The organism is Serratia sp. BIGb0234 (assembly GCF_024809915.1).
Lineage (GTDB): Bacteria > Pseudomonadota > Gammaproteobacteria > Enterobacterales > Enterobacteriaceae > Serratia > Serratia liquefaciens.
In genome coordinates this window covers 178,331-191,396 of the sequence record NZ_JANUEI010000002.1, presented here as the reverse complement: position 1 = coordinate 191,396, position 13,066 = coordinate 178,331, and the positions used below count along the sequence as shown (strand labels likewise).

Sequence of the window (13,066 nt, the reverse complement as noted above, 5' to 3'; positions counted from 1 at the left end):
GCTATCTGCGAGAGGGAGGTCAGGCTTGCTGCTTCCTGGACAAGCTCAGGACGAACAGCACCGCCGCACTCAGTACCACCGATGGGCCGGCCGGGGTATCGTAAAATGCCGAGAAGGCCAATCCACCGGTCACTGCCAGCACACCCACCAGCACCGCGTAGGCGGCCATTTGCTCAGGGGTTCGGGCGAAGCGCCGTGCGGTAGCGGCCGGAATGATCAGCAGTGAGGTGATGATCAGCGCGCCGACGAATTTCATCGCCAGACCAATGGTCAGGGCGGTAACCAGCATCAGTACGGTACGAGCACGGACCAGATTGACCCCGTCAACATGTGCCAGCTCTGGGCTGACGGTCATCGACAGCAGGTTGCGCCACTGCCACCACAGGATCAACAGTACGACACTGACCCCAATGGCAATCATCCAGATATCGGTGAAGGTGACCGACAGCAGGTCGCCAAACAGATAGGCCATCAGGTCGACCCGCACGTTGGACATCAGCGCCACCACCACCAACCCCAACGACAGCGCACTGTGCGCCATAATACCGAGCAGGGTGTCAACGGAAAGTTGCGGACGACGCTCCAGCCACACCAGCACCAGCGCCAGCACCAGCGTCACGGCAATCACCGCATAGAAAGGATTTACGTCCAGCAGCAGCCCGAAGGCCACACCCAGCAAAGAGGCGTGTGCCAGGGTATCGCCAAAATAGGACATCCGGCGCCAGACCACAAAGGAGCCTAATGGACCGGCGGCGGCGGCCAACAACACCCCGGCCAGCCAGCCGGGTAATAACAGTTCGATCATGCCTCACGGCCCCCGGTTTTCTTCAACACAATTCGTCCTTGCAGGTCGTGACGGTGATTATGGTGGTGACGATAGACCGCCAATTGCTCCGCACCGCGGTTGCCGAACATGGCGATGAATTCAGGATGCATCGAGACCACTTCCGGTGCGCCGGAACAGCAGATGTGTTGGTTGAGGCACAGCACTTCATCGGTTTTCGCCATCACCAGATGCAGGTCATGGGACACCATCAGAACCGCGCAACCCAGTTCTTTGCGCAGTTGGTCGATAAGATCGTACAGCGCCAGTTGGCCGTTGACGTCAACCCCTTGCGTTGGCTCATCCAGCACCAGCAGTTGCGGTTTGTTCAGCAGCGCCCGCGCGAGCAGTACGCGCTGATTCTCGCCGCCTGAGAGTTTTTGCATCGGCTGATCGAGCAAGTGCGCTGCGTGCACGCGTTTCAGCGCGGGCAGAATATCGGCTTTCTTTACGCCGGGTTTCAGGCGCATAAAGCGGCTTACGGTGAGTGGCAGGGTGGCGTCGAGGTGCAGTTTTTGCGGCACGTAACCGATACGCAGACCCGGTTCGCGTTCCAGCGTACCTTCCGTTGGCGCAACCAGCCCGAGTACCACGCGCACCAGCGTGGATTTGCCCGCGCCGTTTGGGCCGAGCAGCGTCAGAATACGGCCCGGTTGAAGGCTGAGCGAAATATTCGACAGCACCTTACGGTTACCAAAGGAGACGGAGATATTTTTTAGCGTTGTCAGTGTGGACATCTCATGATTACATTTTGCAGAACTAACCGAATGTTATAATATCACGCCTCGCTGATGAAAACGACGGGATTACTGATAATGGCACATAAAAATAAATGGCTGCAGCGCACGTTGCTGGCTAGCGCACTGATGATGGCCGGACCGCTGAGCAGCGCCTCTGCGGCGGTAGTGACATCCATTCGCCCACTGGGCTTTATCGCCTCCGCCATCGCCGATGGCGTAACGCCGACCGAGGTGCTGCTGCCGGATGGCGCCTCGCCGCACGATTTCGCCTTGCGACCTTCCGATATCCAACGCCTGCGTGCCGCCGATCTGGTGGTGTGGGTAGGCCCGGATATGGAAGCTTTTCTGACCAAATCCCTAACACCGGTGTCGGCTAATCGTCAATTGGCCATCAGCGAACTGAGCGGAGTAAAACCGCTGTTGATGAAGGGCGAAGACGACGATCATGAGCATGAACACGACCATGATCATGCAACGGATGCGCATAATCATGCCGATCACGATGAGGGCGATGGGCACCATCATGGCGAATATAACATGCACGTTTGGCTGTCTCCGGAAGTGGCAAAAGTGACCGCGATCGCGATTCACGACAGGTTATTGGAACTTATGCCACAGAATAAGGACAAATTAGACGCAAACCTGCGCCAGTTCGAGAATCTACTGACGCAAACTGACAAAAATGTTGGTAACATGCTCAAGCCTGTGCAAGGCAAAGGATATTTTGTTTTTCATGATGCTTACGGCTATTTTGAGAAACATTTCGGTTTGAGCCCGCTGGGCCATTTCACCGTGAATCCCGAAATCCAACCTGGAGCACAGCGCTTACACCAAATTCGAACACAGTTGGTTGAGCAGAAAGCAGTCTGCGTTTTTGCTGAGCCACAATTCAGGCCGGCCGTAATCAATGCCGTTGCCAAAGGGACCAAAGTGCGTTCTGGAACGCTGGACCCGCTGGGCACCGGCATCGCACTGGGGAAAGACAGCTACGGGAACTTCCTGACTCAGCTGTCAAACCAGTACGTGAGCTGCCTGAAGTAAAGATTATGAGGATAAAATCGAGTGCAGCAGATAGTCCGAACTATCGCTCTGGCGTATAACAATCTGCCACGGCCCCACCGCGTCATGCTGGGGTCGCTGACAGTGGTTACATTGGCCGTTGCCGTCTGGCGGCCTTTTGTTTATCACCCAGAACATAACCCCATCGTTAAAAGCATTGAGTTAGAATCCAGCCAGTTACGATCCTTGCTGCCAGAAGCCAGCGAACCGATCGATCTCGACCAAGCCACCCCCGATGATGACATCCCACAGGATGAGCTGGACCAGAAGGTCGCCGGCGAGGATGGCGTGCATGAATATGTTGTTTCTACCGGTGATACGCTGGGCAGCATTCTGACCCAATACGGCATAGATATGTCGGATGTCACGCTGTTGGCATCGCAAAACCGCGATCTGCGTAATCTGAAAATTGGCCAGCAGCTGTCATGGACGGTGAACGATGCCGGCGATCTGCAGCGTTTGACCTGGGAAGTTTCCCGGCGTGAAACCCGCACCTATGACCGCGTAGGTAACAACTTCAAAGAAACCCAGGAGTCGCAGCAGGGCGAATGGCGCAACAATGTGATCAGCGGCCGTCTGAACGGCAGTTTCGTCAGCAGCGCCGGCGATGCCGGTCTGAGCCGTACTGAAATCAATGCGGTGATCAAAGCGCTGCAGTGGCAGTTGGATTTCCGCAAACTGCGCAAAGGGGATCAGTTCTCGGTACTGATGTCCCGCGAACACTTTGACGGCAAGAGCGCACAAAGTCAGCTGTTGGGCGTGCGTATGCGCACCGGCGGCAAAGACTATTACGCCATCCGTGCCGAAGACGGTAAATTCTACGATCGTCAGGGCTCGGGCCTGGCGCGCGGCTTCATGCGTTTCCCAACCATGAAGCAGTTCCGCATCTCTTCAAACTTCAACCCACGCCGGGTGAATCCGGTCACCGGGCGCATTGCGCCGCACAAAGGCGTCGACTTCGCGATGCCGGTCGGTACTCCGGTGCTGGCGGTGGGCGACGGCGAAGTGTTGATCGCCAAACGCAGCGGCGCCGCGGGCAACTACGTGGCCATCCGCCATGGTCGCCAGTACACCACGCGTTATATGCACCTGAAAAAGCTGTTGGTTAAGCCAGGCCAGAAGGTGAAACGGGGTGATCGCATCGCGCTATCCGGCAACACCGGGCGCTCAACCGGCCCGCATCTGCACTTCGAAATGTGGACCAACCAGCAGGCGGTCAACCCGCTGACGGCGAAACTGCCGCGTTCAGAAGGGCTAAGCGGTAAAGATCGCAGCGATTATCTGGCGCAGGTGAAAGAAGTGGTGCCTCAGCTGCAGCTGGATTGATCCCTTTGCCCCGGCGCGTTACCGCGCCAGTGATTCCATCGGCCTGATTACGGGCCGATGTTGTTTTATATTGGTGCTTCGCCGTTGTGAATTGCAAAATCACCCTTTGCAATTATGATTAGCCGAACCGCTATGTTAAGAGCTTGTGCATGCAAAACGAGAAAAAATCGAACCTAGAGTTCATTCCGCAATTTCAGAAAGCCTTTTACCATCCGCGCTACTGGGGCGTTTGGCTGGGAACCGGGTTAATGGCCGGTATTTCACTGGTGCCTGCACGTCTGCGCGATCCGGTGCTCGGCGCAGTGGGTAAACTGGCCGGCAAGGTGGCAAAAGGCGCTCGACGCCGTGCGCGCATTAATCTGTTGTACTGCCTGCCTGAGCTGCCCGAAAATGAGCGTGAACATATCATCGACGAGATGTTCGCCACCGCACCGCAATCGATGATCTTGATGGCGGAGCTGGCCTGTACCCAACCTGAGAAAGTGTTGAAGCGCGTTCGCTGGCACGGTGAAGAAGTGCTGGATAAAATCCGTGAAGAAGGGCGTAACGTGATTTTCCTGGTACCACACGGGTGGGCGGTGGATGTTCCGGCGATGCTGATGGCAGCTCGTGGTCAGCCGATGGCGGCGATGTTCCATAACCAAAGCAACCCGCTGGTCGATTATCTGTGGAACACCGTACGTCGCAAGTTCGGCGGTCGCATGCACGCGCGCAATGACGGTATCAAGCCGTTTATCAGTTCTGTGCGTCAGGGGTATTGGGGCTATTATCTGCCGGACCAGGATCACGGAGCAGAACACAGCGAATTCGTGGATTTTTTTGCGACCTATAAAGCTACGCTGCCTGCGGTCGGGCGTCTGATGAAGGTCTGTCGTGCGGCCATTGTGCCGCTGTTCCCGGTGTATGACGGTAAAACCAGCATGCTGGATATCCATATACGACCGCCGATGGACGACCTGGCGACGGCCGACGATCGCACCATTGCCCGCCGGATGAATGAAGAAGTGGAGAATCTGGTAGGTCCCAACCCGGAACAGTACACCTGGATCCTCAAGCTGCTGAAAACGCGTAAAGAAGGGGAAATCGAACCCTATTCACGCGACGATTTATACCGCTAAGCTCAGTTTTGGCGTCAGGCAAGGGTCAGTCATCTGCGGGTGACTGGCCCTTGCTGTTTCTGACGGTTCAAATATGCACCAGGCAACCTTGGGCAATCAGCGGCTCCAGCACGGCAGGCATTTCGGCAAAGTTGTTCCAGCGTAGATCCAACCGCTGTAACTGGGTTAACTCGGCCAGGCTGTCAGGCAGGACGCTTAGGCGGTTAGCGCGCAGATCCAACGTGGTCAGTGCCTTAAGCTGACCAAAAGACGTCGGTAGCTGTTGCAGGCGGTTGGTTCTGAGGTTGAGGTGAGTCAGGTTGGCCAGCCGACCCAAAGTGGTTGGCAGCTGGCTGATAGCGTTATTTTCCACATCCAGCACCCTCAGCGCAGAGAGCTGGGCTATTTGCTCTGGTAGTGCAACCAGACGATTATTCATCAGGTGCAGTTCCCGCAGGTCGGTCAACTGGCCGAACGTCTCAGGCAACGAGGCAATCTGGTTATTGTAAAGCCGCAGTTCCTGCAGCGCGCCGAGTTGCACGATTGCCGTAGGTAATTCGCTCAGTTGGTTATCTGTCGCATTCAAATACCGCAGTTTATGTAACCGCCCCAGTTCGAGGGGCAGATCGCGAAAGGCGTTATCGCTGAGGTATAAATAAGTCAGTTCACGCAGCTCACCGATCCCAGCCGGTATCTGGTTGGCCTGGTTATGGCCGCAATCGAGCATGGCCAGCTGTTTCAACAGGCCTATTTCAGTTGGCAGTTCGCTGAGTTGGTTGCAAGAGATGTTCAACACCTGCAGATCGGCATGCTGCAAAATCTGCCGTGGGAATTGCCGAAGCCGATTGTTATACAGACTGATTTTTAGCAGTGAGTTGCCTTGTAGACAGGTATCGTCCAGATTTTCCAGCCCTTGACCGTCCAGATCCAGACATTGTGCCGTGCGGTTTTGCTGTGGGTGTTGATGAAGCATCGAAGCCTCTCCGTTTGCCATGGTGGCGACAGGAGACGAGTTTAACAGGGGGAAAGGGCGGTGCGGGAAAAAATGCCGGCCGCGTTAACGGCCGGCGGCAGGACAGATTACTCGACGCGCAGAATACGGCTGGTGTTGGTGGTGCCAACGGTTTCCATCACGTCACCCTGGGTGACGATCACCAGGTCACCCGAGACCAGGAAGCCTTTATCACGCAGGCGGTTAACCGCGTCATTGGCGGCGATAACACCGTCGTTATGGCTGTCGAAGTACACCGGGGTCACGCCGCGATAGAGTGCGGTCAGGTTCAGCGTGTGTTCATGGCGCGACATGGCGAAGATAGGCAGGCCGGAGCTGATGCGTGACATCATCAGTGCGGTACGGCCGGATTCGGTCATGGCAATCAGCGCGGTAACACCTTTCAGGTGGTTGGCTGCGTACATTGAAGACATGGCGATAGCCTCTTCAATGTTGTCGAACTGTACGTCCAGGCGGTGCTTGGAGACATTGATGCTTGGGATCTTCTCCGCGCCCAGGCAAACGCGCGCCATTGCGGCTACGGTTTCGGCCGGGTATTGACCCGCGGCAGTTTCGGCAGACAGCATCACGGCGTCGGTGCCGTCCAGCACGGCGTTCGCCACGTCCATTACTTCGGCGCGGGTCGGCATCGGGTTGGTGATCATCGACTCCATCATCTGGGTCGCGGTGATCACGGCACGGTTCAGGGTGCGAGCACGGCGGATCAGCTTTTTCTGGATGCCGACCAGCTCAGGGTCGCCGATTTCGACGCCCAGATCGCCACGGGCAACCATCACTACATCGGAGGCCAGAATGATGTCATCCATGGCTTCGTCGCTGCAGACGGCTTCGGCACGCTCAACCTTGGAAACGATCTTGGCGTGACAGCCAGCATCGCGCGCCAGACGGCGGGCATAGTTCAGATCTTCGCCGGTGCGCGGGAAGGAAACCGCCAGATAATCGACGCCGATTTTTGCTGCGGTGACGATATCGGCCTTGTCTTTCTCGGTAAGGGCTTCTGCGGACAGGCCGCCACCCAGTTTGTTAATGCCTTTATTGTTGGACAGCGGGCCGCCAACGGTCACTTCGGTAAAGACTTTCATGCCCTGAACTTCGAGCACTTTCAACTGTACGCGGCCGTCGTCCAGCAGCAGTACGTCGCCCGGCACCACGTCGGCAGGCAGGCCTTTATAGTCGATACCGACCTTTTCTTTATCGCCTTCGCCCTTGGCCATGTTGGCATCGAGCAGGAATTTATCACCGATGTTAAGGAAGATTTTGCCTTCCTTAAAGGTGGAAACACGAATTTTCGGCCCTTGCAGGTCACCCAGAATAGCGACGTGACGTCCCAACTTGGCAGCGATTTCGCGCACTTTGTCGGCGCGAGCCTGATGATCTTCTGCCGTGCCGTGGGAAAAGTTTAGCCGAACTACGTTTGCGCCTGCGGCAATGATCTTTTCCAGATTATTGTCGCGGTCAGTAGCCGGACCCAGGGTGGTAACAATTTTGGTTCTTCTGAGCCGTCTGGACATGTATTACTCCGTTGACTGGTGAAGCAAATTATTGGTGTTGCGATAACGTCGGATAACGAAACCTGGAGTGAAATGTAATTTTACTACACTGATGTTTCACCTGGGTTACCCGCATGAGCGTTTTAACAGGGTACTGCCTCTAATGCCGCCGTCCAGATGATCTTGAACGACAGGTTTTTTCACATCGGTTACGAGTCGAAATTGTTGGGGATAACGACACCCTTATCAAAGCGCGATTCTTTCAACGCTTCCTTGACCCGCTTCAAGTTATCTCTGAATTTGGCCCCTCTGCGCAAGGTAAATCCGGTGGCGAGCACGTCTATGAGCGTTAATTGCGCAATTCGTGACACCATCGGCATATAAACGTCGGTATCTTCGGGAACATCAAGCAACAACGCCAGGGTTGCCTCGTGCGCCAGAGGGGTATCGCGTGAGGTGATGGCGATAACCGTGGCGTCGTTTTCACGCGCCAGCTGCGCCATTTCCACCAGGTTTTTGGTACGACCGGTGTGGGAGATTAACACCACTACGTCCCCTTCGCTGGAATTCATGCAGCCCATACGTTGCATGACGATATCGTCGAAGTAGACCACCGGGATATTAAAGCGAAAAAATTTGTTCATCGCGTCGTGAGCGACCGCCGCAGAGGCCCCCAAACCGAAGAAAGAGATTTTTTTTGCCTGGGTAAGTAGATCAACCGCACGATTGATTGCGGCAATATCCAAATTTGCCTTTACTGTATCCAGACTGGCCATCACCGATTCGAATATTTTACCGGTATAGGCATCGACGCTGTCATCTTCCTCCACGTTACGGTTTACGTACGGAGTGCCATTGGCCAGGCTTTGGGCGAGATGCAGTTTGAAATCGGGGAAGCCTTTGGTATCGAGGCGGCGACAAAAACGGTTGACGGTGGGTTCGCTGACGTCTGCCATTCTGGCCAGCGTCGCGATACTGGAGTGGATGGCGGTCTGCGGGGAGGCCAGGATCACCTCAGCGACTTTCCGTTCAGATTTGCTCAGCAGCTCCAGATGACTCTGGATTTTTTCCAGCGTATTCATATAACGAGGGTCACTCATGGTTTATACCCGTCGCATTTCAAGCTACAGCGGGGTGATGGCAGTTGCTATAACTTGAAATCCATAGGGTATGTCGATTTCAATCAAAGGAGAAATCAATGCCGGTTTAATGGAAATATACTACGTGCTGGTAACCGTTGGCAGTGTCGACAGAGGGTATGCAGGCTTTTTTCATCAGAACATGACCTGTGTCTAACTTTCATAATGGTAAAAGAGCATCAAAAAAGACAGAAAATTACAGTTTTTGGCTCGGGCACCTACGTTTAGAGCCGGTAGCGCTTAACACTGCATTTTCTGGGGCTTTTTTTCTACTTTTGATCCGGGTTTACTGGCCGTAGTCAAAGAGAGTACATTAGTAATGTAAGAAAATTACAAATATCCTGCAACGAGGAGATGAACATGGCGGTAACCTCTACAGCCCAGGCGTGTGACCTGGTTATTTTCGGCGCGAAAGGCGATTTGGCGCGTCGTAAGCTGTTGCCTTCCCTGTACCAGTTAGAGAAAGCCGGTCATATCCATCCGGATACCCGCATCATCGGCGTCGGCCGTGCCGAGTGGGATAAAGAAGCCTATATCAAGGTGGTCAAGGAAGCGCTTGGCACCTTTATGAAAGAAAAACTGGATGACGAGCTCTGGGCGACGCTGAGCGCGCGCCTGGATTTCTGCAACCTGGATGTGAACGACAGCAAGAACTTTACCAAATTGGGTAAAATGCTGGACCAGAAACATCGCACCACCATTAACTACTTTGCCATGCCGCCAAGCACCTTTGGCGCGATTTGCAAAGGGTTGGGCGAAGCCAAGTTGAACCACGAGCCGGCGCGCGTGGTAATGGAAAAACCGCTGGGCACCGATCTGGCTTCTTCACGCGTGATCAACGATCAGGTCGCGGAATATTTCAACGAGAGCCAGGTTTATCGTATCGACCATTATCTCGGTAAAGAGACGGTACTGAACCTGCTGGCGCTGCGCTTCGCCAACTCGTTGTTCGCCTCCAACTGGGATAACCGCACCATCGACTCCGTACAGATCACCGTAGCGGAAGAGGTGGGTATTGAAGGGCGCTGGGGCTACTTTGACCAGGCCGGTCAGATGCGCGACATGATCCAGAACCACCTGTTGCAAATCCTGACCATGATTGCCATGTCGCCACCGGCGGATCTGACGACTGACCGTATTCGCGACGAGAAAGTGAAGGTACTGCGTTCACTGCGCCGCATCGATCAGACCAATGTACGTGAAACCACGGTGCGTGGTCAGTACACTGCTGGCTTCGTGCAGGGCAAAAAGGTGCCGGGTTATCTGGAAGAGGAAGGGGCGAATAAAAGCAGCAATACTGAAACCTTCGTCTCAATCCGCGTTGATATCGACAACTGGCAGTGGGCCGGCGTGCCATTCTACCTGCGTACCGGTAAGCGTCTGCCGACCAAATGTTCTGAAGTGGTGGTCTACTTCAAGAACCCGCCATTGAACCTGTTCAGCGATTCTTACCAGCAGTTGCCGCAGAACAAATTGACCATTCGTCTGCAGCCGGATGAAGGCATCGAAATTCAGGTGTTGAACAAGGTGCCGGGTCTGGATCACAAGCACCGTCTGCAAACCACCAAGCTGGATCTGAGTTTCTCCGAAACCTTCAACCAGGAGCATGTGGCTGACGCCTATGAGCGTCTGTTACTGGAAACCATGCGTGGCATCCAGGCGCTGTTCGTGCGCCGCGACGAAGTGGAAGAAGCCTGGAAGTGGGTTGACTCCATTATGGACGCGTGGAAAGCGGATAACGAGGCACCTAAGCCGTACCAATCCGGCACCTGGGGCCCGGTCGCTTCAGTGGCGATGATCACCCGTGACGGCCGTTCCTGGAACGAGTTCGAGTAATCACCCTGCCGGCAGCTTATCTGCCGGCATTTTTTTGCCCGCAGTACCGGGGCGCAACATCACTTGGGGTACGGCCGGACGCCTGCGCTTTAATGCGTGGGGCCCTGTGGCAGGGGCGTGCCATTGATAACCCGTAAGTAATGGAGAAGTAACGATGAAAAACTGGAAAACCAGCGCAGAACAGATCCTGACCGCAGGCCCGGTGGTTCCGGTGATAGTGATTAACAAGCTGGAACATGCGGTGCCGCTGGCCAGGGCGCTGGTAGCCGGTGGTGTGCGCGTGCTGGAAGTCACATTGCGCACCGACTGCGCCATGGAGGCAATCCGCGCTATCGCGGCAGAGGTGCCGGAGGCAATTATCGGTGCCGGTACGGTGATTAACCCGCAGCAGTTGCAGGCAGTGACCGAGGCCGGCGCGCAATTCGCTATCAGCCCCGGCCTGACGGACGCGCTGCTGAAGGCCGCAACCGCAGGCACGATTCCATTGATCCCGGGTATTAGCACTGTTTCAGAGCTGATGCTGGGTATGGATCACGGGCTGCGTGAGTTCAAATTCTTCCCGGCGGAAGCCAACGGTGGCGTGAAGGCGTTGCAGGCGATCGGCGGTCCATTCCCGCAGGTGCGTTTCTGCCCGACCGGGGGCATCACGCCAAACAACTACCGTGATTACCTGGCGCTGAAAAGCGTGTTGTGTATCGGCGGTTCCTGGTTGGTTCCGGCCGATGCGTTGGAAAAGGGCGACTACGCTCGCATCACCGAACTGGCACGTACCGCGGTCAGTGGCGCTGCGGCCTAACCCGCGCCGCGTCTGGGTTTGACGATTATTTGCCCGCACCACGCTAAACGAAGGCTCAACGACGTGTTGAGCCTTTTTTTATTTTTAAATTACTTAACTTTCTTATTTTTAAACTTTTTTTTAATGGTTTTTGTGAAAACGGCGGTTTGCTTTCTTTTTTTGGCTATGGTACAACTATCGCAGTTGAAAATTTTACTTGATGAGGATATTGGGCAAATCGCACTCCGTGTAACAAGATAATGTGCGGCTGAGAATAGAGAATAATTATGATGACAACTAATGGAATTACCCTCAGAACCTCTACTTGCCAGCTTTTCCTGTCTGCCATCCTTGCTAGTGAGCATCACTGGTGCAGCGAGCTATAGCGTCTTTCTCCCTTAACCGGTGCTGGTGACAGGCTCAGTCCTCCGTCATTCCGCGTAGCCGGGCAAACTTCTTTATTACGCTTGGGTCAGTTTATCCCCAGGGATCTCTGCGTCTTCAGCGCCTCGTTGCGCCTGTCTGACGAGATAAATCGGGATAAATATGCCTTAGCGTGCGTTATTCGCCGTTTGGGAGAGAAATTATGATTTATTGGATCTTTTTAGGCTTGGCCATCGTGGCCGAAATTATCGGTACCCTGTCGATGAAATACGCCAGCGTTAGCGGCGGCATGACCGGTCACATTGTGATGTATGTGATGATCACTGCATCATACGTCATGCTGTCATTGGCGATTAAACGCGTTGCCCTTGGCGTTGCTTACGCGCTGTGGGAAGGGATCGGTATCCTGTTTATTACCTTGTTCAGCGTATTGTGGTTTGATGAGCCTATCTCGGCCTTGAAGGTGCTGGGTCTGGTGACGTTGATCGCCGGGATCTTGTTGGTGAAGTCCGGTACCCGCAAACCACGAAAACAGGCCAGCCCGCGAGGTGACAACCATGCAACAGCTTGAGTTGTACCACATTGGGTTCTTGGGACTGGCGATTGTGTTGGAAATTGTCGCCAACATCTTCCTGAAGATGTCAGACGGTTTCCGTAAAATCTGGTTAGGCCTGCTTTCATTGCTGTCGGTGCTGGGGGCGTTCAGTGCTCTGGCACAGGCGGTGAAGGGGATAGACCTGTCGGTGGCTTATGCATTGTGGGGTGGTTTCGGTATTGCCGCGACAATCGCCGCCGGCTGGATCCTGTTCGGTCAGCGCCTGAATGCCAAAGGCTGGATTGGTTTGGTGTTGTTGCTGGCAGGTATGGTGATCATCAAGCTGGCTTAAGCAGCAGATGAAAATAAAACCGCAGGCGTTATCGTCTGCGGTTTTTTCGTTTATACCGCAGCAATAATTTTGATTTCAACCTTGTACTTCGGATTCATCAATTTGGCTTGCACGGTGCAGCGTACCGGCGCGCTACCCGCAACTACCCAGGCATCCCAGGCGGCGTTCATGGCAGCAAAATCGGCATCGTCGGCCAGAAAAATGGTGGCGTCCAGCACCCGGCTTTTATCTGACCCAACGCGCGCCAGGATCACGTCAATTGCTGCCAGGGCGTTCGCGGTTTGGGCGGTAGCGTCATCATCCAGGTTTTCCGGCACGCTGGTGTAATAGACGGTGTCGTTGTGAACGACGGCTTCGGACCAACGTTTGTCTGGATCAATTCGTTCGATATTCATTCAATTATCTCCATATCATCATCGCGTTAAGGGTAACACAGCCATCGGCAGAAATGTGTGACGATAAAGTCGGTGGTAGCCACGCGGCAGGATAGGCATAATT

The 13,066-nt window shown here is 54.7% G+C and carries 13 protein-coding genes; 7 read left to right on the top strand and 6 right to left on the bottom strand.

Translation table 11 applies throughout. The features are described 5' to 3' along the window. Positions 1-19: 19 nt before the first annotated feature. Positions 20-805 (bottom strand): zinc ABC transporter permease subunit ZnuB, encoded by a 786-nt coding sequence (gene znuB, locus M2407_RS07895; protein ID WP_020827260.1) that lies wholly within the window; start codon positions 803-805, stop codon positions 20-22. Beyond that, positions 802-1,560: a zinc ABC transporter ATP-binding protein ZnuC gene (gene znuC, locus M2407_RS07890; protein ID WP_020827259.1), complete on the bottom strand. Its 759-nt coding sequence runs from the start codon at positions 1,558-1,560 to the stop codon at positions 802-804. Before znuC ends, znuB begins: the two co-directional genes overlap by 4 nt. A gap of 78 nt (positions 1,561-1,638) precedes the next feature. On the opposite strand from znuC, the gene znuA reads away from it, so the two are divergent. From znuA to lpxM, 3 genes are all read left to right on the top strand, one after another. After that, entirely contained in the window at positions 1,639-2,604 is a 966-nt protein-coding gene (znuA, locus tag M2407_RS07885; RefSeq protein WP_046373347.1) for a zinc ABC transporter substrate-binding protein ZnuA, read from the top strand. A gap of 21 nt (positions 2,605-2,625) precedes the next feature. Beyond that, on the top strand, positions 2,626-3,948 hold the full coding sequence (gene mepM, locus M2407_RS07880) for a murein DD-endopeptidase MepM (protein ID WP_182822034.1): 1,323 nt from the start codon (positions 2,626-2,628) through the stop codon (positions 3,946-3,948). Positions 3,949-4,097: 149 nt separating this feature from the next. Continuing rightward, complete coding sequence (gene lpxM, locus M2407_RS07875) at positions 4,098-5,066, top strand: lauroyl-Kdo(2)-lipid IV(A) myristoyltransferase (protein WP_020827256.1); 969 nt, start codon at positions 4,098-4,100, stop codon at positions 5,064-5,066. Between the two features lie 67 nt (positions 5,067-5,133). Here the strand turns inward: lpxM and M2407_RS07870 are convergent, their stop codons facing one another. From M2407_RS07870 to M2407_RS07860, 3 genes are all read right to left on the bottom strand, one after another. After that, a complete protein-coding gene (locus M2407_RS07870) occupies positions 5,134-6,018 on the bottom strand; it encodes a leucine-rich repeat domain-containing protein (protein ID WP_259217522.1) in 885 nt (294 codons plus the stop codon). Positions 6,019-6,125: 107 nt separating this feature from the next. Next, positions 6,126-7,568 (bottom strand): pyruvate kinase, encoded by a 1,443-nt coding sequence (gene pyk, locus M2407_RS07865; RefSeq protein ID WP_020827254.1) that lies wholly within the window; start codon positions 7,566-7,568, stop codon positions 6,126-6,128. A 188-nt stretch (positions 7,569-7,756) separates the two neighbouring features. Then, positions 7,757-8,629, bottom strand: a complete 873-nt coding sequence (locus M2407_RS07860) for a MurR/RpiR family transcriptional regulator (RefSeq protein ID WP_020827253.1) — start codon at positions 8,627-8,629, stop codon at positions 7,757-7,759. 417 nt (positions 8,630-9,046) lie between these two features. On the opposite strand from M2407_RS07860, the gene zwf reads away from it, so the two are divergent. From zwf to mdtI, 4 genes are all read left to right on the top strand, one after another. Next, positions 9,047-10,522: a glucose-6-phosphate dehydrogenase gene (gene zwf / locus M2407_RS07855; RefSeq protein ID WP_020827252.1), complete on the top strand. Its 1,476-nt coding sequence runs from the start codon at positions 9,047-9,049 to the stop codon at positions 10,520-10,522. A gap of 154 nt (positions 10,523-10,676) precedes the next feature. Beyond that, the gene (locus M2407_RS07850; RefSeq protein WP_046373349.1) at positions 10,677-11,318 is read left to right on the top strand and encodes a bifunctional 4-hydroxy-2-oxoglutarate aldolase/2-dehydro-3-deoxy-phosphogluconate aldolase; all 642 of its coding nucleotides are present in this window, start codon (positions 10,677-10,679) and stop codon (positions 11,316-11,318) included. Positions 11,319-11,883: 565 nt separating this feature from the next. After that, positions 11,884-12,252: a multidrug/spermidine efflux SMR transporter subunit MdtJ gene (gene mdtJ, locus M2407_RS07845; RefSeq protein WP_046373350.1), complete on the top strand. Its 369-nt coding sequence runs from the start codon at positions 11,884-11,886 to the stop codon at positions 12,250-12,252. Continuing rightward, positions 12,239-12,568, top strand: coding sequence for a multidrug/spermidine efflux SMR transporter subunit MdtI (mdtI, locus tag M2407_RS07840; protein ID WP_020827249.1), 330 nt, complete (start codon positions 12,239-12,241; stop codon positions 12,566-12,568). Before mdtJ ends, mdtI begins: the two co-directional genes overlap by 14 nt. Positions 12,569-12,618: 50 nt before the next feature. On the opposite strand, the gene M2407_RS07835 is transcribed toward mdtI, so the two are convergent. Then, entirely contained in the window at positions 12,619-12,963 is a 345-nt protein-coding gene (locus M2407_RS07835) for a RidA family protein (protein ID WP_020827248.1), read from the bottom strand. Positions 12,964-13,066: the final 103 nt, after the last annotated feature.

Coding starts and splice junctions, on each gene's coding strand:
- znuB (WP_020827260.1), bottom strand. CDS start 805: ATGATCGAACTGTTATTACCCGGCTGGCTGGCCGGGGTGTTGTTGGCC.
- znuC (WP_020827259.1), bottom strand. CDS start 1,560: ATGTCCACACTGACAACGCTAAAAAATATCTCCGTCTCCTTTGGTAAC.
- znuA (WP_046373347.1), top strand. CDS start 1,639: ATGGCACATAAAAATAAATGGCTGCAGCGCACGTTGCTGGCTAGCGCA.
- lpxM (WP_020827256.1), top strand. CDS start 4,098: ATGCAAAACGAGAAAAAATCGAACCTAGAGTTCATTCCGCAATTTCAG.
- M2407_RS07870 (WP_259217522.1), bottom strand. CDS start 6,018: ATGCTTCATCAACACCCACAGCAAAACCGCACGGCACAATGTCTGGAT.
- pyk (WP_020827254.1), bottom strand. CDS start 7,568: ATGTCCAGACGGCTCAGAAGAACCAAAATTGTTACCACCCTGGGTCCG.
- M2407_RS07860 (WP_020827253.1), bottom strand. CDS start 8,629: ATGAATACGCTGGAAAAAATCCAGAGTCATCTGGAGCTGCTGAGCAAA.
- zwf (WP_020827252.1), top strand. CDS start 9,047: ATGGCGGTAACCTCTACAGCCCAGGCGTGTGACCTGGTTATTTTCGGC.
- M2407_RS07850 (WP_046373349.1), top strand. CDS start 10,677: ATGAAAAACTGGAAAACCAGCGCAGAACAGATCCTGACCGCAGGCCCG.
- mdtJ (WP_046373350.1), top strand. CDS start 11,884: ATGATTTATTGGATCTTTTTAGGCTTGGCCATCGTGGCCGAAATTATC.
- mdtI (WP_020827249.1), top strand. CDS start 12,239: ATGCAACAGCTTGAGTTGTACCACATTGGGTTCTTGGGACTGGCGATT.
- M2407_RS07835 (WP_020827248.1), bottom strand. CDS start 12,963: ATGAATATCGAACGAATTGATCCAGACAAACGTTGGTCCGAAGCCGTC.